12 protein-coding genes are annotated in these 22652 nt (G+C 69.9%); 8 read left to right on the forward strand and 4 right to left on the reverse strand.

All coding sequences use genetic code 11. From position 1 onward, the window contains the following. Window positions 1–65 precede the first annotated feature (65 nt). The 3 genes from ACWGPE_RS11340 to ACWGPE_RS11350 are packed head-to-tail and all read left to right on the forward strand — an operon-like array spanning window position 66 to window position 2369. The gene (locus ACWGPE_RS11340; RefSeq protein ID WP_231432240.1) at window positions 66–695 is read left to right on the forward strand and encodes a TrmH family RNA methyltransferase; all 630 of its coding nucleotides are present in this window, start codon (window positions 66–68) and stop codon (window positions 693–695) included. A 10-nt stretch (window positions 696–705) separates the two neighbouring features. Next, window positions 706–1338, forward strand: a complete 633-nt coding sequence (locus ACWGPE_RS11345; RefSeq protein ID WP_275505188.1) for an MSMEG_1061 family FMN-dependent PPOX-type flavoprotein — start codon at window positions 706–708, stop codon at window positions 1336–1338. A gap of 14 nt (window positions 1339–1352) precedes the next feature. After that, window positions 1353–2369, forward strand: a complete 1017-nt coding sequence (locus ACWGPE_RS11350; RefSeq protein ID WP_231429620.1) for a magnesium and cobalt transport protein CorA — start codon at window positions 1353–1355, stop codon at window positions 2367–2369. A 55-nt stretch (window positions 2370–2424) separates the two neighbouring features. Here the strand turns inward: ACWGPE_RS11350 and ACWGPE_RS11355 are convergent, their stop codons facing one another. From ACWGPE_RS11355 to argG, 4 genes are all read right to left on the reverse strand, one after another. Continuing rightward, entirely contained in the window at window positions 2425–4383 is a 1959-nt protein-coding gene (locus ACWGPE_RS11355) for a YhgE/Pip family protein (RefSeq protein ID WP_452048714.1), read from the reverse strand. Beyond that, window positions 4380–5057 (reverse strand): hypothetical protein, encoded by a 678-nt coding sequence (locus tag ACWGPE_RS11360; RefSeq protein WP_452048715.1) that lies wholly within the window; start codon window positions 5055–5057, stop codon window positions 4380–4382. Before ACWGPE_RS11360 ends, ACWGPE_RS11355 begins: the two co-directional genes overlap by 4 nt. Beyond that, a complete protein-coding gene (locus ACWGPE_RS11365) occupies window positions 5054–5755 on the reverse strand; it encodes a TetR/AcrR family transcriptional regulator (RefSeq protein ID WP_452048716.1) in 702 nt (233 codons plus the stop codon). The genes ACWGPE_RS11360 and ACWGPE_RS11365 overlap by 4 nt, the downstream gene beginning before the upstream one ends. 145 nt (window positions 5756–5900) lie before the next feature. Then, window positions 5901–7325: an argininosuccinate synthase gene (gene argG, locus ACWGPE_RS11370; RefSeq protein WP_452048717.1), complete on the reverse strand. Its 1425-nt coding sequence runs from the start codon at window positions 7323–7325 to the stop codon at window positions 5901–5903. Window positions 7326–7612: 287 nt separating this feature from the next. Here argG and ACWGPE_RS11375 point away from each other — a divergent pair, with 287 nt between their 5' ends. The 5 genes from ACWGPE_RS11375 (at window position 7613) to ACWGPE_RS11395 (ending at window position 22640) form a co-directional block, all read left to right on the forward strand. Further along, window positions 7613–10687, forward strand: coding sequence for a DUF1194 domain-containing protein (locus tag ACWGPE_RS11375; RefSeq protein WP_452048718.1), 3075 nt, complete (start codon window positions 7613–7615; stop codon window positions 10685–10687). Then, complete coding sequence (locus ACWGPE_RS11380; protein ID WP_231429627.1) at window positions 10684–11175, forward strand: hypothetical protein; 492 nt, start codon at window positions 10684–10686, stop codon at window positions 11173–11175. Before ACWGPE_RS11375 ends, ACWGPE_RS11380 begins: the two co-directional genes overlap by 4 nt. A gap of 145 nt (window positions 11176–11320) precedes the next feature. Continuing rightward, window positions 11321–11800 carry a DUF3151 family protein gene (locus tag ACWGPE_RS11385; protein WP_452048719.1) on the forward strand — a complete coding sequence of 160 codons (480 nt, stop codon included), beginning with the start codon at window positions 11321–11323 and terminating at the stop codon, window positions 11798–11800. 1 nt (window position 11801) lies between these two features. Continuing rightward, window positions 11802–13088 (forward strand): adenylosuccinate synthase, encoded by a 1287-nt coding sequence (locus tag ACWGPE_RS11390; RefSeq protein ID WP_452048720.1) that lies wholly within the window; start codon window positions 11802–11804, stop codon window positions 13086–13088. Window positions 13089–13196: 108 nt separating this feature from the next. Continuing rightward, the gene (locus tag ACWGPE_RS11395) at window positions 13197–22640 is read left to right on the forward strand and encodes a DUF5979 domain-containing protein (RefSeq protein WP_452048721.1); all 9444 of its coding nucleotides are present in this window, start codon (window positions 13197–13199) and stop codon (window positions 22638–22640) included. Window positions 22641–22652 lie beyond the last annotated feature (12 nt).

The following is a 22652-nucleotide window of genomic DNA, read 5'->3' on the forward strand; positions in this document are numbered from 1 at the left end:
CCCGGCGCGGGTAGCGTTGGCGTGTGGACGACGACCGGCACGAGGCATCCGAACCCGAGGCGACGATGCCGCAGCACGGCGTCGGCCCGTGGCCCGGCGGTGAGGCCGAGTGGCCCGACGACCCGCGCTACGACCGCGAACTGCTCGCGGCGGGCGACACCCGCAACGTCATCGACCGTTACCGCTACTGGCGCATGGACGCGATCGTCGCCGACCTCGACGAGCACCGGCACCCGTTCCACGTCGCGATCGAGAACTGGCAGCACGACATGAACATCGGCTCGATCGTGCGCAGCGCCAACGCCTTCGCCGCCGACACCGTGCACATCATCGGCCGCCGACGCTGGAACAAGCGCGGCGCCATGGTCACCGACCGCTACCAGCACGTCGACTACCACCCGGATGTCGCGGCATTCGCCGACTGGGCGCGCGGCGAATCGCTGCCCGTCATCGCGGTCGACAACGTCGAGGGCGCCGTGCCGATCGAGGCGTTCGCGTGGCCCGAGCGGTGCGTGCTGCTCTTCGGTCAGGAGGGCCCGGGGCTCTCGCCGGAGGCGACGGCCGCCGCCGACGCGATCGTCGAGATCACCCAGTTCGGGTCGACCCGCTCGCTCAACGCGAGCGCCGCCGCCGCGATCGCGATGCACTCGTGGGTGCTGACGCACGCGTTCGGGCCGGCCGCGCCCTCGGAGTAGCGTGGCGGGCATGACCGATCGTTCCCGCGGCATACCCGTGACCACCGTCGACGAGCTCGAGGAGATCGTCGGCGCGCCGCTGCCGGCGGTCGTGCGCAAGGAGCGCACGCACCTGCACGCGATCGACCGCGCGTGGCTCGCGGCCGCCCCGCTCGCGTTCGTCGCGACGAGCGACGACGAGGGGCGGCTCGACGTCTCGCCGAAGGGCGACCCGGCGGGGTTCGCGCTCGTGCTCGACGACCGCACGATCGCGATCCCCGAGCGTCCCGGCAACCGCCGCGCAGACGGGTTCCACAACCTGCTGCGGAACCCGCGCGTCGGGCTGCTCTTCGCGATCCCCGGTCGCGGCGACACCCTGCGCATCAACGGGCGGGCGACGATCGTGCGCGACGCGCCGTTCCTCGACGACATGATCGTGCGCGGCAACCGACCGGTGCTCGCGACCGTGGTCGACATCGAGCAGGTCTTCTTCCACTGCTCCAAGGCGTTCCTGCGTTCGAAGGCCTGGCAGCCCGACGCGTGGCGGCCCGAGGCCGCGCCGCGGCGGGCGGTCATCGCGCAGGCGCTCGAACGACCCGACGAATCGCTCGAGACGCTCGACGAGTACTACGGCCCGAGTTACGCCGATCGCATCTACGGGTGACCTACGGTTGACCCGTGACGGTCATCGACAACGCGGTCTATGTCGACGGTCGGCGCGCCGTCTCGCCGGCGGTGCTCGCCGACACGTTCGACGAGCTCGAGCGGCATCCGGGCGGCTTCGCGTGGATCGGCCTCTACCGGCCCGATGCCGCCGAGCTCGGCGTCGTCGCCGAGGAGTTCGGCCTGCACGAGCTCGCGGTCGAAGACGCGCTCGCCGGCCACCAGCGCGCGAAGCTCGAGCGCTACGGCGACACCCGGTTCGTCGTGCTGCGGCCCGCGCGCTACCTCGACGCCGATGAGCGGGTCGAGTTCGGCGAGGTGCACGTCTTCGTCGGCGGGGACTTCGTCGTCGCGATCCGCCACGCCGAGAAGCCCGACCTGGGGCGCGTGCGCGCACGCCTCGAGGCCGCGCCCGAACTGCTCGCCCGCGGCCCGCTCGGCGTGCTCTACGCGATCGTCGACCAGATCGTCGACGAGTACGCCCCCGTCGTCGCGGGCCTCGAGAACGACATCGACGAGATCGAGGAGCAGCTCTTCAGCGGCGATGCTGCGGTTGCGAAGCGCATCTACGACCTGTCGGGCGAGGTCATGGAGTTCCAGCGCGCGGTGAAGCCGCTGCGGGAGATGATCGAGGCGATCCGCGAGGAGCTGAGCGACGACGCGGCGGCCGATCCCGAGGGCGACGAGCTCGAGCTTCGGCGTGCGTTCCGCGACGTGCTCGACCACGTCATCCGCATCACCGAGCGCGTCGACGAGTACCGCGAGACGCTGCGCAACGCGTTGAGCGTGCACGCCACGCTCGTCGCGCAGCGGCAGAACGAGGCGAGCATCGCGCAGAGCGAGCAGACGAAGAAGATCTCGAGCTGGGCGGCCATCTTCTTCGCACCCTCGCTCGTCGCCGGCATCTACGGCATGAACTTCGACCACATTCCCGAGCTGCACTGGGTCTTCGGCTACCCGTTCGCCCTGCTGCTCATGTTCGTGTCGGGCTACGTGCTGTACCTGATCTTCAAGTCCCGGCACTGGTTGTGAGACGTGGATGCCTCGGGGCCGACGCCGGCCCCGAGGCATCCGTGCTCGACCGGACTCAGCCGATGAGGCTCGGCTGCAGGTCGCGCAGCGTGCGGAAGTGCGTCATGCGGGTGACGCCGATCGCCGAGACGACGAGCGCGCCGACGAGCCAGATCGCGAGCACCCCGAAGTCGCCCGCCGCTCGCGACAGGTCGCCGCCGTACATGAACTGGCGCATCGCGTCGACGACGTAGCCCATGGGCAGTACGTGGTGCAGGGCCGCGAGGGGTGCGGGCAGCGTCTGCCACGGGAACGTGCCGCCCGCCGTCACGAGCTGCAGCACCATGAGCACGAGGCCGAGGAACTGGCCGACCGAGCCGAGCCAGACGTTGAGCGCGAGGATGATCGCCGCGTACGTCACCGATGCGAAGACCATCGTGCCGACGACGCCGAGCGGATGGTGCATCTGGAACCCGAGGGTGAACGCGAGCACGAGGTAGAGCGCCGCCATCTGCACCGCGCCGAGCAGGCCCGGCGTGAGCCAGCCGGCGAGCGTGATGCGGATCGGCGAGTGGAGCGCGGTGACGGCCCGGCGCGAGATCGGCTTCACGATGAGGAAGAGCGCGTAGATGCCGATCCAGCCGGCGAGCGCCGCGAAGAACGGGGCGAGCCCGGCGCCGTAGTTGCCCGCCTGGGCCATCGAGCTCGTCTCGAGCGTGATCGGGTCGGCGATCGTCGCGGCCTGCGCGTCGCGGGTCGACTGGCTCGAGTCGGGGATCTGGTCGACCCCGGCGTCGAGCCCGTCGCGCAGCTGCCCCGCGCCGTCGGCGAGCTCGCCGAGGCCCGACTGCAGCGTGCCGACGCCGTCGCGCAGCTGCGCCGAACCGGTCGCGGCCTGCGCGGCGCCGTCGGCGAGCTGGGAAGCGCCGCCCGACACCTGGGCGGCGCCGTCGGCCGCCGTGCGCGCGCCGGCCGCGAGGTCGGCGGAGCCGTCGGCGACCTGTCGGCTGCCCTCGGCCAGCCGGTCGATGTCGCCGACGACGGACTGCACCTTGTCGTTGCCCGCGGTGATGCGGTCGCCGACGACGTCGAGCCGTGCGAGCACGTCGTCGATCGTCGCCTGGTCGACCCCCTGCGCCTGGAGGGCGGCCTCGATGTCGGCACGCGCCTGCGGCACCGAGGAGGCCGCGTCGGCGACGGCCGAGCCCACCCGGTCGGCCGAGGCCGCGAGCTGCGCGTTGCCGTCGGCGACCTGGGCGGCGCCGTCGGCGAGCGTCGCCGAACCCGTCGCGAGCTGCGAGGTGCCGGCGGCCAGCTGCTGCGCGCCCGTCTCCAGTTGGGCCGACCCGGTCGCGAGCTGTGCGTTGCCGTCGGCGAGCTTGGTCGCGCCCGCCTCGAGCTGCGCCGCGCCGCCGACCGCCTGTTCGGCGCCGTCGGTGAGCTGCGACGCGCCGTCGGCCGCCTCGACGAGCTCGCCGCGGATCGTCGAGATCGAGTCGAGCAGGGTCGACGCCGCCTCCTCGCCGACCTTCTCGGCGATGGTCGCGCGGATCTGCTCGACGGCCTGCTTGCCGATCGTGCCGGCGAGGTAGCTGTTCGCGTCGTTCGTCGACAGGATGATCTCGGCCTGGCGCGGTGCGTCGGTCTGCACCGACGCGAGCGCGTCGGAGAAGTCGGCGGGGAAGGTGATCGCGAAGTCGAAGCTCGAGTCGTCGAGCCCGGCCTCGGCCTCCTCGGCCGAGACCCGCTGCCAGTCGAACGCACCGTCGGCGACGAGCTCGTCGGCGATCTCCTCGCCGACGTTGCGCGCCTCGACCGCCTCGCCGGTGGCGCTCGTCGAGGCGGCGACGCCCTCGTCTTCCACGACGAGCGCGACCGGCACCTCGGCGAACTTCGCGTACGGGTCCTGGTTCGCCCAGAGGTAGAGCCCGCCGTAGAGCACGGGCACCGCGACGAGGGCGAGCAGGGCGAGCACCGACATCTTCGTGGAGGTCAGTCGCCGGAACTCGGCGGCGATCATCTGCGGGATCTTCACGCGATGCCTCCCTCGGCGAGCGGCAGGGTGTCGGCGTCGTCGAACTCCTCGGGGGAGTCGGGACCGTGCATGCGGGCGATCATCGCGGCGGCGCCGATCGCGGCGGCCGAGGCGTCGCCGGCGATCACGAGCACGGCGAACCCGCGGTCGGCGAGCTGCTTCGCGAGGCCCCACCACTCGGTCGGGTCGCCGCCGTGCCGGTCGGGCGAGACGATCACGAGCCCCTCGACGCCCTCGCGCAGGAGCGCGAGCTCGGTGAGCAGGCGCAGGCGCGTGAGCGGCGCGACGTTGGCGATCGGCGTGCGTGCGACGTCGTCGAGCCCGAGCTGGGCGAGCCAGCGCGACGCCGAGACGGGGTTCGACGGGACGCCCGCGAACATGAGCTCCTCGGCGGCGACGCCCGCGACGGTGACGTTCGGTGCGGGGTCGCAGACGTCGGGGGCGTCGACGAGCGCGATGCGACGGCGGATCGCCGAGGCATCCGCCTTGCCGTCGATCGTGACGGAACCCGCGTCGGGCCGCATGCGGCCCGAGGCGATGAGGCCGAGCACGGTGGGTCGCTGCTCGGTCTCGGCGCGCGCCAGCGTCGCACGGCCCGACTCGAAGCCGACCGTGGTGGCGCCGAGCGCCTGTGCGTCGCGACCCTTGGTGACGTCGCGGAGTTCGATTCTCATGCCGGCTCCTCGGAGGTCGCGAGCTCGGTGAGCTCGGGTGTGGTGAGCTCGGGGGTGTTGAGCTCGGGTGTGGTGAGCTCGGGGGTGGTGTCGATGAGGGCGCCCGCCTCGCGCCACGAGAGCCCGGCCGTGCCGAGCACCGAGAGCATGACGGCGCGCCGGGCCTCGGCCTGCGGCAGGGCGGTTCGGCCCGACTCGAGCAGCACGGCGAGCGCCGACTCCTCGATGAGGCGCGCGAGCAGCGAGGGTCGCAGGTCGTCGCGCACGGTGCCGTCGGCGACCCCGCGGGCGACGAGCGCGGCGAGGCGCTCGCGTACGGGCGCCAGGGCGGCGGCGACCCGCTCGACGTAGGGCTCGGAGAGCGCCATTCCGGCGAGCAGGCGCACGTGCTCGACGACGCCCCAGAGGCGCGAGCCGAGCAGGGCGAGCGCGACGGGCGTCGACTCGTGCTCGACGGTCGCGGCGACCGCGTTGAGTCGTGCGGTGCCGCGCTCGATGAGTGCGAGCACGAGCTCGTCGCGGCCCGCGAAGTGGCCGTAGACGGCGCGGCGGGAGAGGCCGGCGGCGGCGGCGATCGTCTCGAGCGAGGCGTCGGGCGCGACGGCGAGCGTCGCGGCGGCGGCGGTGATCAGGGCTTCGCGGTTCTCGGCCGCGTCCCGACGGGGCGCGCGGCGCTCCGCGTCGGTGACGGACGGCATGCCTCGAGCGTAACGAACTTGCACAATAGTGTGCAAGTTAATTCAGGCACCTCACAGCACGAGGCCCGACTCCCGCGATCCGCGCTGCGAGAGCGCGGTCGGGTGAGTCGGGCCTCGTCGAGTGGTGACGGTGAGCCGTGCGGTCTCAGTCGGTGCCGAGATCGAACGCCGCCGCCTCGATCGCGGCGTCGGTCGCGGCATCCGCAGCGTCGTCGGAGGCAGCGGCGATCGACGCCGCCTGTCCCTCGGCGAGGTCGCCGACCAGGGCCGCGGTGGCGCCGCCGACGATGCCGAGGTGCGCGTACTGCTCGAGGCGCGAGCGCGAGTCGGCGATGTCGAGGTTGCGCATCGTGAGCTGGCCGATGCGGTCTTCGGGGCCGAAGGCCGCATCGCCCACGCGCTCCATCGAGAGCTTCTCGGGCTGGTAGCTGAACGCCGGGCCCTCGGTGTTCAGGATCGTGTAGTCGTCGCCGCGGCGCAGGCGCACCGTGACCTCGCCCGTGACGGCCGAGGCGACCCAGCGCACGATCGACTCGCGCAGCATGAGCGACTGGGGGTCGAGCCAGCGGCCCTCGTACATGAGTCGGCCGAGACGGCGGCCCTCGTTGTGGTAGTTCGCGATCGTGTCCTCGTTGTGGATCGCGTTGAGCAGGCGCTCGTAGACGAGGTGCAGCAGCGCCATGCCCGGCGCCTCGTAGATGCCGCGCGACTTCGCCTCGATGATGCGGTTCTCGATCTGGTCGCTCATGCCGAGCCCGTGTCGGCCGCCGATGCGGTTCGCCTCGAGCACGAGCTCGACGGCGTCGTCGAAACGCACGCCGTTGATCGCGACCGGGCGGCCCTCCTCGAACCGCACGGTGACGTCTTCGGCGGGGATCTCGACCGACTCGTCCCAGAACTTCACGCCCATGATCGGCTCGACCGTCGTGATGCCGGCATCGAGCTCTTCGAGCACCTTCGCCTCGTGCGTCGCGCCCCAGATGTTCGCGTCGGTCGAGTACGCCTTCTCGGCGCTCGCGCGGTACGGCAGGTCGCGCTCCTGCAGCCACTCGCTCATCTCCTGGCGGCCGCCGAGCTCGGTGACGAACGCCGAGTCGAGCCACGGCTTGTAGATGCGCAGGCGCGGGTTGGCCATGAGGCCGTAGCGGTAGAACCGCTCGATGTCGTTGCCCTTGTAGGTCGAGCCGTCGCCCCAGATGTCGACGCCGTCCTCCATCATGGCGCGCACGAGCAGCGTGCCGGTGACCGCGCGACCGAGCGGGGTCGTGTTGAAGTACGTCTTGCCGCCCGAGCGGATGTGGAACGCGCCGCAGGCGAGGGCGACGAGGCCCTCTTCGACGAGTGCGGCGCGGCAGTCGACGAGTCGCGAGAGCTCGGCGCCGTACTCGAGCGCGCGGCCGGGAACGGCCTCGACGTCGGGCTCGTCGGGCTGGCCGAGGTCGGCCGTGTACGTGCACGGCACGGCGCCCTTCTCGCGCATCCACGCGACGGCGACGGAGGTGTCGAGACCTCCGGAGAAGGCGATGCCGACGCGCTCGCCGACGGGCAGGGAGGTGAGGACCTTCGACATGCCCTCCAGCCTACTTGGGCGTCCGGGTGCGTGACATCGGGGCGGATGCCGCGGCCGGTGGCCTTCCGGCGGTCGAGTAGCGACGGCGGAGCCGTTGAACCTCTCGCTCCCCCTACCACTTCTGCGATGGGGTCTGGGCTCGTCGCGTTTTCGTGCCGGCGGGAGAGGACCCCCGAACAGGGGGTGCCTTCGGCCGAGAAGTTGCCACTACGGTCGGCATTGGCGACAAGACCGGTGCTCACGCGACTGTATCGAACCTTTCCGAATTGCCCGAAAGGAAAGTCACAGTGATTCGACACTTTGCAGCCCGTGTAGTCGCAGTTCTCGGCGTCACAGCCCTGCTCCTCACAGCGGCCGGCCAGGTCGCTGTGGCCGACATGCATGTGGAGCCTGACGAGGAGCTGCCAATCGTCGAGCAGACTGACCTGGTCCTGCTGCTCGACGGCTCCGGTTCGATCAGCGCAACCGACTGGGACCTGCAGCTGGACGGGTATGCGGCCGCACTGCAGGATCGGGTGAACGTGCCGCTCGACAATTCGGTGGCGGTATCGGTTGTTCAGTGGTCGTACGTTGGTTCCACCACCCCGAGCACACGCGTCGAGATCCCGCTGACGCCGATTGGCTCGGAGCAGGATGTCAATGATTTGATCGCACAGGTGCGGGCGATCTCACAAATCGGCTCCAACACCAACCCCGGTGACGCGATCCGTACCGGCACGAACCAACTCCTCGCGAATGGTCGGCCTGCGGCAGATTGGACGCTCTGTATGTCGACCGACGGCGCCCGCAACTCGGGTGAGTCGATGTCGTCCGCAACTACGTATGCGAAGAGCGTTGGCGTGGACCGCTACAGCGTTGTCGCTGTCGAGGACGGGAGCTTCACCACTCCGGCGGCCATCGCCGCGTACGGCCCCTATGTGTTCGGTGGGGGAACGGTGACAGTGGCGCGGACAACCACCGAGTTCACCTCGTTGATCTCGGGGTGTCTGACCGATCCACTCCGCGTTGAAGCGATCGAGGTTAACCAGGTCCTCCAAGATTGGGACAACTCGGTGCCGCTCGTGCAGGGGCGTCCGACACTGGTTCGAGCCTTTCTCGAAACCCAAGCGGATGAGGCCGTTCGGACCAACGGCCGGCTGCACGTATATTCCGACGGCGTCGAACTTTCGGGCAGCCCGCTGACGTCGCTCAACCCGAGCACTGGTGTGCTGGTCGACGAGAACGCGGTCGAGGACCGCAGCACTGTGAATGACAGTCTGAATTTCGCCCTTCCCATCAGTTGGACCTTCGAGGAGTCGCTGGAACTCGCGGTTGAATTGCCGGGCGGCGTCACGTGCGACGCGGACCTGACGGGTGTGAACGCGCAATGCTCCGAGACAGTGGGGTTCGTCGGGGGATTTGCAGCAGACCTCGAGTACCGCGCGATTAGCTTCGAGGAGAATGGTGAACTGGTCGAACCGACGATGGGCGACTTGTGGGAACAGCATGAGCGGTTCATTGCATCGTCGCCGAGCGCCGGGTGGAGCGCTGATTTCACCACACTTTCTGTCGATGAACGGCCGACGGACCTTGGTGCTCTGAATGAGAAGTTGCAGGCGGCGAAGGACCTCGCAGACGCGCCGAAGGAGCAGCGCTGGTACGGGGTCATCCGCGGCTCAAGCAGCGGCGCCGATTACGGTGGGCTCTCGACGCGCGGGGTGGCGTCAGGCTTCGATGAATTCCTCGAGGGCGAGTTCGACAGCGGCCATGCGCGCAACCGAGTCGTCCACGAACTCGGTCATTCGTATGGCCTGCACCATAGTGTCAACGCCGCGGAGAACGGCTGGACGAAGATCCTCTGGGTCTTCAACGAAATGAAGAAGGGCTGGTGCACGGAGGTTGCCGACGCCAGTGCCGATGACTACCCCCATTGGACCACGAAGACCAATGGTGACACCGTCGCGGCGCTTGGCCCGATCGGCGATCCGCGGAGTGAGGTCTGGGGTATCGACCCGCGCTACCTCGACTCGGACGATGATCTGTTCCTCTCCGCCCCCCAAACGAACACTTCTCTGATGTCGTATTGCAGGTCGGATGACCAGGGTGGGCAGGCGCGATGGATCGGGAAGCGCGACTACCTGCAGTTGCTCACCGACGACCGTGCACCGATCATCGGTGATCTCGACGCGGGTGCCGGGGAAACCATTCGTGGGGTGATCGCTGCTGATGGGCTGAGCGCCGAACTCGCGCCCGCGCTCAGCGTTGACTTCGCCCCCACCGCGGACGATCCGACGGGCACACACGCGGTGGTGCTCCGCGACGACTCCGGGGCAGAGTTGTGGCGGACCAGGTTCACGCCGATTAGCAACCATGGTGATTCGGGGATTGGTGGTGACGTCGCGGCTGCGCCGTCGACCTTCAATGTCGTGGTTCCGCAGGGCCTGATGAGTGCGACGCTCGTTGAGGTCGTTTCCGCGAACGCGACCTTGGCCAGCGGCACCGTCTCATCCAACTCGCCACAGGTAATGGTTTCGCCGCCAACCGGTGGAACGTCAGATCGCGTCACGTTCACTTGGACATCATCGGACGCCGACAGCGACGCACTCCGTCACACCGTCCTCTACAGCACGGATGACGGCGCAACGTGGAACCCGATCGGCATTGACCTTCCGGGAGCCTCGATGTCGGTCGCACGATGGTCGCTGCCGGGAAGCAGCACCGCTCGGATCCGCGTGATCGCCAGCGACGGCCTGCGAAGCGCCGTTGCAACATCCTCGACGTTCACCCTCCCGAACCTCGTGCCGATACTGAATATCGACAGTCCGACGAACGGGTTCGTCGCCACCGGCGCACAGAGCATTCCGCTCACCGCGACTGCGACCGATGCCGAAGACGGTCCGCTGGACGGCACCATCATGTGGAATTCGGATCTCGATGGGCAACTCGGAACTGGCTCTGACCTGGTGCAACGTGCTGACCTGCTCAGCGAAGGTACCCACCAGATCACCGCGACCGCGACCGACACCACCGGTGCTACCGCGACCGCGAGCGTAACGATCACGATCCAACGGGTCGCGGCGCCGGAGCCCCCCGGATCCGACTACGTGTTCGCTGGGTTCGAGCCGCCGGTCGCCCCCGGAGGGAGCGTCAATGCCGGGCGCACGATTCCGATCAAGTGGACGATTACCGGCGCTGACGTGAGCGGCTCGACGGTCCTTTCCGGCGCGTTCACTGTTTCCGGCGCGACGTATGACATGGTGCGCTCCGGGGGAACCTGGCACGTCAACGCGGCAACACCGAAATCTTGGGCCGGCACCACCAAGACATTCCGAGTCGTCCTCGACGACTTCTCAATATACGAGTTCAACGTGATCCTCCGATGACGTCCGCCGGAGGCCGCGCAGCCTTCTCGATCGTGATGCTGGCGCTTGCCATCGGGCTGCTCACGGCGTGCGGACCCACGCCAGCCGGCACGGGTGGTCTGGTCGGCCGGATGTATGGTCTCGACGATGTGGGAGTCGGGGGTAAGTACGCCGTCGGTGGTGGCGGGCTGGCGGTCCTCCCCATCGAGGTGATGGATGGGTCATTTTGGGAACTCACGGGCGAGGAACCGATCTCGGACTCCCAGCAATGGGTCTCCGTCGTGGGGACGCTGAGCGAGTCGGACGTTTCAGAACTCGGTGGCACGGTGTCCCCCATTGAAGAAGACGGCGACTTCCGGATCACCGCGCCACCGGGCGAGTATGCCGTCTGTTATTGGATGCAGCGGATCGGTGGCGGCGTGTCCGGCTGCTCTGAACTTGAACTGCCCCGCGAGGGTGAACTCGCCGCCACGTATGGCGAGGGCGGCTTCCGCATTGCAGTGAAGTAGGTATTGCGTGGCTCGTGTCGAAGCCTCGCGACGGGGTCTCGATACGCTTCGCTACTCGACCACCGGCTGAGGGTCTCGATACGGCGCTTCGCGCCTACTCGACCGGCTTCGAATGGTCGAAATGGGCCCCGCGATAAGGTGGAGTGTGACTCCCAAGAAAACAGCACCCGGGCCTGCCGCGGCGCTCGCCGATGAGCCCGAGGTCCGCCAAGCGCTGGCGGAGGCCGATCGCGCCGCCGTGGCCGGCGTCGTCTCGGAGCATCCCGCATCGCCCCTCGCCTGGGCCGAGCTCGCCGATCTCGCCGACTCCGAGGGTCGCCCGCTCGAGGCCTACGCCTTCGCCGCGGCATCCGCCGAGCTCGCCCGCGCGCAGCTCGCGGCCGCCGGCTGGCAGCCCGGCACCGCCGTGCCGTGGGCCGACGAGCCGAACCGCGCGTACCTGCGCGCCCTCGACACGCAGCGCCGCGCCGCCGAGGCGCTCGGTCTCGCCGACCAGGCCGCCCGGCTCGCCGACGAGCTGCGCAGCGCCGACGCCGAGGCGCCCGCTCGCATCGCGAGCGAGTTCACGCCGACCCAGCTCATCACGATCGTTCCGGCCGAGCAGCCGGCAGAAGGGGAGCGCTGACATGCCCGCAGCCGTACTCATCGGTGCACAGTGGGGCGACGAGGGCAAGGGCAAGGCGACCGACCTGCTCGGCTCGCGCCTCGACTACGTCGTCAAGTTCAACGGCGGCAACAACGCGGGTCACACCGTGGTCGTCGGCGAAGAGAAGTACGCGCTGCACCTGCTGCCGTCCGGCATCCTGACGCCGGGCGTCACGCCGGTCATCGGCAATGGCGTCGTGGTCGACGTCGAGGTGCTGTTCGAAGAGCTCGAGGGCCTCGAGGCTCGCGGGGTGGATGTCTCGAAGCTGCGCATCTCGGCCAACGCGCACCTCATCACCCAGTACCACCGCGTGCTCGACAAGGTCACCGAGCGCTTCCTCGGCAAGCGGCAGATCGGCACCACGGGTCGCGGCATCGGCCCGAGCTACGCCGACAAGATCAACCGCGTCGGCATCCGCATGCAGGACCTCTTCGACGAGAACATCCTGCGTCAGAAGGTCGAGGGCGCGCTCGACCAGAAGAACCACCTGCTCGTGAAGGTCTACAACCGGCGGGCGATCGGCGTCGACGAGATCGTCGACGAACTGCTCTCCTACGTCGACCGGCTCCGTCCCATGGTCACCGACACGTCTCTGCTGCTGCACCGTGCGCTCGAGGCGGGCGAGACCGTGCTCTTCGAGGGCGGCCAGGCGACGATGCTCGACGTCGACCACGGCACCTACCCGTTCGTCACCTCGTCGAACGCGACGAGCGGTGGGGCCGTGACCGGGTCGGGCATCGCCCCGAACCGCATCGACCGCGTCATCGCGGTCGTGAAGGCCTACACGACGCGCGTCGGCGCGGGTCCCTTCCCGACCGAGCTCTTCGACGAGTGGGGCGACTTCCTCACCGAGCAGGGGCACGAGTTCGGCACGACCACGGGCCGCAAGCGCCGCACCGGCTGGTACGACGCGCCGATCGCGCGCTACGCCTCGCGCATCAACGGCGTCACCGACTTCGTGCTCACGAAGCTCGACGTGCTCACCGGCGTCGAGAAGATCCCCGTCTGCGTCGCCTACGACGTCGACGGCGAGCGGTTCGACGAGGTGCCCGTTTCGCAGAGCGACTTCCACCACGCGAAGCCGGTCTACGAGGAGTTCCCCGGCTGGAGCGAGGACATCTCGGGCGCGCGCGAGTTCGCCGACCTCCCCGCGAACGCGCAGGCCTACGTGCGCGAGCTCGAGGCGATGAGCGGGTCGCGCATCTCGGCCATCGGCGTCGGCCCGGGGCGCGACGAGATCGTGCAGCTGCACGACCTGCTCGGCTGATCGCCCCGGGGTTCCCCGGGACTTCTCCCGCCGATAGGGTCGGATTCGGGTGCACGCGCTCTACCGTGCGCCCGAAGCGGTCCCGACGGCCGCGGGCAGGGGGAGTAGATGTCGATCGTCCGTCGTACGCTCGCGGGGGTCGCCGCGATACTCATGGCGGTTGGGCTTGCGGCACCGGCGGCCGCGCCGGCGTTCGCGGCACCCGACGATGCCGAGTTCATCGTCACGAAGTCGATCAACCCGAACAACTCGCCCTACGCGCCGGGTGACCAGTTCAGCTACACGATCGAGCTGACCTGCAACAGCAACCTCGTCGACACGTGCGTCAACGCCGAACTGAACGACACGCTGCCCGCCCCGCTCGTCTTCGACCCGTCGATCGAGCCGCCCGTCGAGGTCTTCGGCGGCGGCAGCTCGACGGTCGCCGTCGACGGCTCCGACTTCACCGTCGACTTCACGACCGACGGATCGGCGGGCACCGGCCAACCCGCCGGGTCGAAGGCGACGGTCACGGTCTTCGTGCAGATCCCCGCCGACATCAGCGCTGACTACAACGACGCCGAGATCGTCAACACCGCGACGGCGACCGCCGACAACGCGCTCACCGTCGAGGACGGCGAGGCCATCACCATCGAGGTGCCCGAGGTGCTCGATTCGACCGTCACGAAATCGGTCGACGATCACCAGCCCGACGGCACCCCCGGCGTGCCCGCGCTGCCCGGCCAGCCGGTCGACTACACGATCGGCGGCGGCAACGCCTCGAACCGGTCGGTCGACGAGATCGTCGTGCAGGACCCGGCCGACGGCGTCGCGAGCCCGTTCGACGGCTACTTCGACTTCACCGGCATCACCTCGATCACCCCGCCCGCCGGCGCCGACCAGGTCGAGATCGAATGGCTCGACGCCGACGGCAACTGGACGTCGGCGTACGGGCCGGGGCCGATCCCGGCCGATCCCTCCGGCATCCCGGTGGGGGTGCCGCAGGAAGACGTGAAGGGACTCCGCTTCACGTTCAGCTCGTCGACGGGCGACCAGCTGCCGCCGTCGGGCGACGAGCCCGCCGAGATCGGCATCGGCGCCGTGACGAACGACGCCGTGCTCGACATCCCGATCGACCAGTCGGTCGACGTGCCGAACACGGCGTCGTCGAACGTCGTGGTGCACGACACCGCGAGCCCGCCGAAGACGGCGCCCGGCGATGTCGTCATCTCGAACACCGGCCCGTTCGTCGAGGTCACGAAGAACTTCGCCAATCCGAACCTGCTCGCCGGGCAGCGGACCACCGCGACGATCGAGGCGACCAACGGCTTCCGGCCGGTGACCGAGATGGTCATCCAGGAGCCCACGCCGGGGCAGCCCGATCTCGCCGACCAGGGGCTCACGTTCGCCGGCTTCACGAGCGGTGTCGTGTGGCCGCCGAACGCGACCGGTGCGACGGTGACGTACGTGTACGCCGACGGGCAGACCGAGACGCTCACGGCCGACACCGCGAACACGCTGCCCGACCCCGAGCTCGAAGGCGCGAGCGAGGTGGTCGGCTTCACCGTCACCTTCACGGGACCGATCATCCAGAACGGCACGGCGACCGTGCCGTTCGACGTCGTCGCGCAGCCCGTCGACGGCGAGGACGTCACGACCACCAACGAGACGACCTCGATCGTCACCGACCAGACGGGCAAGAGCGGCGACGACTCGGCGAGCGATGACGTCACCCGGCAGCCGGGGCGGGTCTCGACGACGATCGACAAGAACATCGCCCGCGACTCGCAGTGGGCCGTGCCGGGCTCGACGACCGACGTCAGCTTCATCGCGCACGTGAACGACCAGGGCGCGAACGCATCGACGGTCGGCTCCGACGTGCTCGTGGTGAGCGACCCGGCCGACCCGCAGGCGGGCGTCGTCGATCCGTTCTGGAACACGTTCGACCTCACCCAGATCGTGGCCGGGGTGCCGGCGAACGCGGACCTCCAGGTGAACTACTGGAACGGCAGCGAATGGCTGCCGCTGCCCGGCGGCCAGCTCGACGGCGAGGGGACGCTCGTGCTCGCGGTGCCGGGCGGAACCGCCCCGGTCACGCAGGACCAGATCCAGGGCATCCAGTTCGTCTACACGCCGAAAGAGGGCGAGCTGCTGCCGCCCGGCTTCGAGGTGGCGCCCTCGATCACGGTGGAGACGCGCGACCAGTTCCGCGACGGTTCCGGCTCGGTCGCGGATGCCGCGGCGGAGGCCGACCCGCTGACGGTGCCGAACCTGGCCGGCTCCGAGGTGCACAACGACAACGACGTCACGCCCGACGACAACACCGCGACCGACGGCGACGCGATCGACCTCAACCCGATCGACGGCGGCGAAGGCCCCGATCTCTTCGAGAAGCACTGGATCGTCGACCCGGCCGATCCGCTCTTCGCGTTCAGCGGCGACCGGCGCACCGCCCGCATCTCGTGGTCGACCGAGGGCCTGCCGTTCGACACCGTCGCGATCACCGACGACCCGACCGCCGGGCCCGGCTACGACGATGCGGCGATCGCGAGCTCGGCCTTCGATGCATGGAACCTGGTCGAGATCGCACCGATCGACGCGAGCCTCGACCCCTCGATGCAGTACGACCGGGTGTCGAAGGTCGAGCTGTTCGAGTTCGACGACGCCGCCGGCACCGGCGAGTGGGTCGACATCACGAGCAAGGCGTGCGCGACGGCGGCCGACTGCGACGGTGCGTTCCCCGGCTACACGCTCGACGACGGTGAGGTCGCCTCGACGAGGGCCGTGCGCCTCACCTACGCCGAGGGCTCGGCCCGCGGCGGCGCCGGGCAGCCCACCTCGGGCTCGGGCGTCGCAACCTCCTACGACCACGATCGCGACCTCGACCTCGTCTTCGAGCTGCGCGACTTCAAGCGCAGCGACGGCGGCCCGGTGACGGGCACCCTCCACGCCGAGGACTTCAACTCCGGTCAGCCCGGAGTGGTCGACAACACGGCCGAGATCGAGGGGGAGGGGCCGCAGCCGATCACCCAGACGGACTCCGACCTCATCACGATCCTCGACTCCACGGTGAACGTGTCGGTCACGAAGCAGTTCGACCAGGACAACCTGCCCATCCCGCCGGTCACGACGCCCGCCGACACCTACCCGCTCGTGAACGCGACGATCACCGCGCGGAACGAGACCGAAGCCGAGGTGCAGACCCTCACCATCACCGACCCGGCCCCCGGGGGCGCGACGAACGCGTACGAGTTCCTGAACCTCTTCGCGATCGACACGATCTCGGTGCCCGAGGCTGCGACCGAATCGACGGTGACCCTCACCCGGGAAGGGGGAGCCACCACCGACTACACGATCGCCGAGGCCCTCGCCCTCGCGCCGGCCGACCTCGCCGACGTGATCGGCTTCTCGGTCGTGCACACCGACGCCGACGACGTCGCGATCGAGTCCAAGGCGACGGCGTCGGTCGTGCTCACCTTCCAGCTGCGCAAGACGGAGCGCAGCAATCCGGCGAACCCGGTGACGACGGCCGACATCGCGACGAACGTCGCGGGCGCCGAGGTGCAGCGGCCGGGCGACGACGCCGACATCGACACCGCTGCCGGCACGGCCACCGACACGCTGCCGTTCGCCGCCGCGAGCTACGGCGTGGTGGCGACGAAGGACATCGTGACGCAGTCGACCTCGGCCGACCCGAACGACCGGGTCGAGAACGAGCCGCGCGAGGGCTACACGATCACGCTCACGGGCCAGCCGACCGGCAACGTGCGCACGACCGTGCTCACGATCACCGACGACGACCCGACGTTCTGGAACCAGTTCGAGTTCGCGTCGTTCCCGCAGGCGACCCTTCCGAGTCCGGTCCGCCAGGTCCGGGTCTCCGCGCTCACCGGCGTCGACTACGCCTTCGACACGGGCACGAACGTGCTGAGCCAGGCCTGCGAGGGTTCGACCGACCTGACAGCCTGCTGGACCGTCGGCGAGTGGCAGACGGCCGACTCGGGCGGCAGCGTCCTGCCCGTGCTGCCCAGCGGGGTCGCCGAGGGCGAGGTGCTCGGCCTGCGCTTCGAGTTCCGCGTCGACGACGCGGCCTCGAACTGGGAGAACCCGATCAACCCGATCGTGCCGATCGCGTTCACGGCGAACCAGCTCGTCGATCTGCGGTACGGCCCCGGCGGCGAGACCGATGTGCCCGTCCCGACGACCCAACCGGGTATCGACGTGCCGGTCGCCCCGGGCGAGACCGCGCCAGGCACCACGACCGACACGGTCGATGTGCACGGCGAAGGATCGTGGACGACCGACGGCGGCACGCAGTGGTCGGCCGACGCCGACGCGACCGACGAGACCGTGCTGAAGCACCTCGCGAACGGCATCGGTGTCGTCAAGACGCCGGGCAACGGAAGCGACGGTTCCGCCTCGCAGCAGTTCCCGCCATCGGGCACGATCCCGTACAAGATGACGGTCACGAACACTGGGCAGTGGCCGATCACGGGGCTCGAGCTCACCGACCAGGTCGCGACCGACGCTGGCGGCTCGCTGCTCGTGCCGAGCCCGACCGTCACCCCGACGTTCGGGTTCACGCTGACCGCCGCCGACGGCACGGTTCTCGACGCATCCGGGTTCGCCGGCGACCTCGACACCACGACCGGACTCGTCACGATCACGGTGCCCGACGGGTTCGTCTTCAACCCGGGCGACCGGCTCCTGATCTCCGCTGCGCTGCAGTTCCGCCCTGGTCTCCCCCCGGGCACGCCCGTCGGGAACACCGTCACCGCGACGAGCGACCGCATCTTCGACACGTGCGACTCGACGAGCCTCGGCACGATCACGAATCCGCAGGCGACCGAGGTCGAGAGCTGCGCGTCGAACACCACCGTGAACCCGACCGCGGCCGCGCCGATCACGCTCCTCAAATCGGTGAAGGGCACCGCCGCGGGCGTGCCGGGGGCCGCTTCCGGCGATGCGAACTACGACGACCTCGGGGTGCTCAACAACACCGGCCCGGCCGAGGGCTGCGCCGAGCCCAACTCCACGGTGGCCGGCTACTACCGCAACAACTGCGTGCCGATCACCCGCCCCGGCGGTGTCGCGACGTGGTTGCTCACCTTCCGCAACCTCGGCAACATCGCCGCCGAGTCGGTCGCGGGCATCGATGTGCTGCCGGCGCCGGGCGACACGGGCGTCACGGTCGGAACGGCCCGCGGGTCGCAGTGGTCGCCGATCTTCCTCGGCAACGTGCAGATCCCGCCGGCCGGTCCCACGGCAGGCGCGGTGCTGACCACGTACTACCTGACGACGGTGCCGAACCGCGCCTGCAATGCCAAGGACATCGAGTGGAGCGCTCGCGCCGGCGCCATGCCGACGAGCGACCCGTGCTACCCCGATGTCAGCACCCGCGACTGGATCGCGTTCGACAGCGCGACGCCGGCGGCCGAGCTGGCCCAGGCGAAGGCGATGAAGGCGGTCGTGACCTGGCCCGAAGGCGAAGGGCTCGCCCCGGGCGCCACCGGCCAGCTCGCCTTCGACACCCGGACGCCGTACTCCACCCCGGCCGCGGTCGACAGCGGCCTGCCGATCGCCTGGAACGCGGTCGCGGCGGGCTCGCGCGCCGACTTCAACGGGGCGGAGATCTACCAGGGTCCGGTCGAGCCGGTGCGTTCGGGCATCGCGGTGCCGACGGGCGAGATCGCGCTCGAGAAGGCGGTCGACGTGCCGGCGGACTGGCCGGACACCGCTCCGCTGCCCGACTCGTACGACTTCACGGTGCAGTGCACCTCGGGCGGCGAGACGGTGAACCTCGTCGGCGCCGACGGGCAGCCGGTGCCCCCGGCGACCGTGCCGGCCGACGGCACCGTCGTCGACTACGGCACGGGCACGAACCTGCCCCTCTACTCCGAGTGCAGCGTGCAGGAGGTGCCTTCGCAGGGTTCGACCGTGACGTACGACCCCGCCGATGCGGGCGACCCGACGCGGTCGGGCGCCGTCGAGGCGAAGCGGGACCTCAGCGGGCTCGAGAACGTGCACCACGGGGCCCCCGCCGACGGCGACCTCGCGCAGGTGACGGTCACGAACACCTACCAGCTGGGCGGGTTCTCGGTCGAGAAGGCGGTGGTCGACGGCGGTGCCGTCGACCAGGACGGCAACCCGATCGCGTACGACCCCGAGTTCGCATTCACCGCGAGCTGCACCTTCCTCGGCGAGGAGGTCGTGCCCGAGGCCGACCGCACGTTCACGCTGCACGAGGGGGAGGCGAAGGAGTTCGCCGCCCTCCCGGTCGGTGCCGACTGCACCGTCGTCGAGACCGACGCGGGCGGCTCGACCGGCACGACGATCGTCGTGACCGAGTACGGCGAGGAGACGCAGAGCGTCGACGGGTACCTGGTCGACTTCGCGATCCAGCCCGACGGCGACAACATGCACGCGACGCTCGTCGCAGTGACGAACACCTACACGGTGGGCTCGATCGCGATCACGAAGGACGTCACCGGCGCGGGCGCCGAGGCCTGGGCCGCCGACGTGTTCGAGGTGCGGCTCGTCTGCACCTGGGACGAGGCGACCGCGAACCCGGTCTACGACGACACCCGCACGATCGCCGACGGCGAGACCTGGACGGTCGGAAACCTGCCGACGGGCGCCGAGTGCACCGTGACCGAGCCCGACGCCGGCGGCGCGACCGAGGTGACGATCACTCCGTCCCAACCGGTCGTGATCGGTGTCGCCGGCGACGAGGGCGACCCCGTCGAGGTCACGGTCGCGAACGACTACCGCGTGGGCGGCTTCGACGTCGAGAAGACGGTGTCGGGCCCGGGTGCTGGCTTCAGCGAGGGCGTCGACTTCGCGTTCGGCTACGTGTGCACGTACGACGGAGAGACGGTCGGCGAGGGCACGCTCGCGGTCACGGGCGACGGAACGGCCGGGCCCCTCACGAGCGACACCGTCACCGGACTGCCCGTCGGCACCGAGTGCGTCGTCACCGAGACCGACGGCGGCGGCGCCGACTCGCTGCCCGAACCGGTGGCGGTGACGATCCCCGACGAGGCCGACGGGGTGGCGCAGGTCGCGACCGCTGAACTCGACAACCACTTCTCGGCGGGCACGGTCTCGGTGACGAAGGAGCTCGCCGGCGAGGCATCCGACGACCCCGACTTCGTCGACGCGACCTACACGGTGCATGTCACCTGCGCGCTCACCGACGGCGGCGACCCGCTCTTCGACGGCGACGTCGAGGTGACGGGAAGCGGCGAGACCGTCACGGTCACCGACGCGGCGACGGGCGACCCGCTGCTGCTGCCGGTCGGCACGCACTGCTGGGGCGAGGAGACCGACGACGGCGGAGCGACCGACTCGAGCGTCGACTTCGACTCGTTCGACGACGCGGTCATCGTCGTCGCCGAGGAGGGCGACGAGGTGCAGGAGCTCGCGATCACCGCGACGAACACCTTCGACCTCGCCGACCTCGTGATCGAGAAGGAGCTCGACGGCGACGCGGCCTCGTACGCCGAGGGCAAGACGTTCGAGATCCTCGTGACCTGCACGCTCGACCGGGGGCCCGCGAACGACCCGATCGTGACCTACGATCAGGAGCCGGTCGAGCTGCAGGGCGGTGAGCAGGCGACGCTCGGCGACATCCCGATCGGGTCGGACTGCTTCGCCGAAGAGCCCGACGGGCAGGGCGCCTGGGCCATCGAGATCAGCGCGACCGCCGACGACCCCGTCGTCGTCGACGGCGGTGAGACGCCCATCACGATCACGGTGACGAACGTCTTCCCCGACGCCGGATTCACGGTCACGAAGACCGTCGAGACCGCCGCCGTCGACCAGAACGGCGACCCGATCACGACCGACCTGCTGTTCCGCTTCTCCGCCGTCTGCACCTTCGACGGCGAGACCGTGCTCGACGAGGAGTTCCTGCTGCGCACGGGCGAGGAGAAGACCTTCAGCGGCCTGCCCGCCGGCTCCGAGTGCACCGTCGAGGAGACCGCGTCGCGCGGCGCAGACACGACGATCGTGGTGACCCAGAACGGCGTCGATGACGACCTCGGGGCGGTGACGAGCGCCGACTTCACGCTGCAGCCCGACGTCGACGACGAACTCGTGACGGTCGTCGCCGTGACGAACCGCTACCCGGTCGGCTCGGTCGAGGTCGTGAAGACGGTGACGGGCTCCGGGGCGGACGCATGGGGTGGTACCTTCGGCGACTTCGACGTGCGCATGATCTGCACCCACCCGCAAGCGGTGCCCGACGTCGTCTACGACGCCACGCACACCCTCACGAAGGACGCCCCGGGCGACGTCTGGCTCGTCGAGAACCTCGTGACGGGCGCCGAGTGCTCCGTCGCCGAGGTCGACGACGGCGGCGCGACCGAGTCGACGGTGACCCCCGACACCTTCATCGTCGGCGACGACGCGGACGAGCAGGGGCCGATCGAGGTCGACATCGTGAACGACTTCCGAACGGGCGCGCTGAACGTGCTCAAGCACGTCGCGGGCCCAGGCGCCCCGGCGTTCTCAGAGGGCGAGTACAGGTTCCAGGTGGTCTGCACCTACGAGGAGCAGACGGTTGTCGACCAGGAGCTCGTCGTCGAGAGCGACGGCGGCGAGGGCCCGTTCACGAGCGACACGATCGCCGGCATCCCCGTCGGCGCCGAGTGCGTGGTGACCGAGACCGACGCAGGAGCCGCCGACGAACCGGCCGCGCCCGTGACCGTCACGATCGCCGACCAGGCGGAGGAGGGCGTCGAGACCGTCGTCACCGCCGGGTTCGTGAACGAGTTCTCGCAGGGAACGGTCGAGCTTGCGAAGGAGGTCGACGGCGAGGCCGCCGAGGCCGAGTGGGTGGCCGACACGGTCTTCACCGTGCAGGTGACCTGCCAGGTCGAGGTGGCCGGCCAGCTCGTGACGCTCTACGACGCGCCGGTCGAGCTCACCGCCGGTGAGACGGTCGAGATCGTCGACGCCGAGGGCGCCCCGGTGCAACTGCCGCTCGACACGCACTGCTTCGGTGTCGAGACCGATTCGGGCGGCGCGACCGCGTCGAGCGTCGACTTCGACTCGTACGACAACGCGGCGATCGTCGTCGAGCAGGGCACCGCCCAGCGCCTCACGATCATGGCGACCAACACCTTCGAGACCGGCACGCTCGCGCTCGAGAAGACGGTGTCGGGCACGACCGGGCAGGCCGACGGCAAGACGTTCGAGATCGCCGTCATGTGCGTGTTCGACCGCGGCGACGGCGACCCCGACTACGTCGCGCTCGACGAGGCGGTGTCGATCACGGCCGGCGAGACGAAGACCTTCGACGACCTGCCGGTCGGTGCCGACTGCTGGGCCGAGGAGACCGACGCGGGAGGGGCCGTCGAGGTGACGGTGAGCGCCACCGAGGCGAACCCCGTCGTCGTCGGCTCCGACGAGGCGGTGACGATCACGGTCGACAACCGGTTCGACGCACCGATCCCGTCGACCGGTGTCGACGGGATCGAGGCGCGGCTGACGCTCGCGCTGCTGCTCGTCGGGGGCGGGCTGGCGGCGATCGCCTTCGTCGTGATCCGTCGTCGCAGGCGCCGGGCGTGACGGGCCGGCCGC

Source organism: Agromyces sp. NPDC055658 (genome assembly GCF_053618155.1).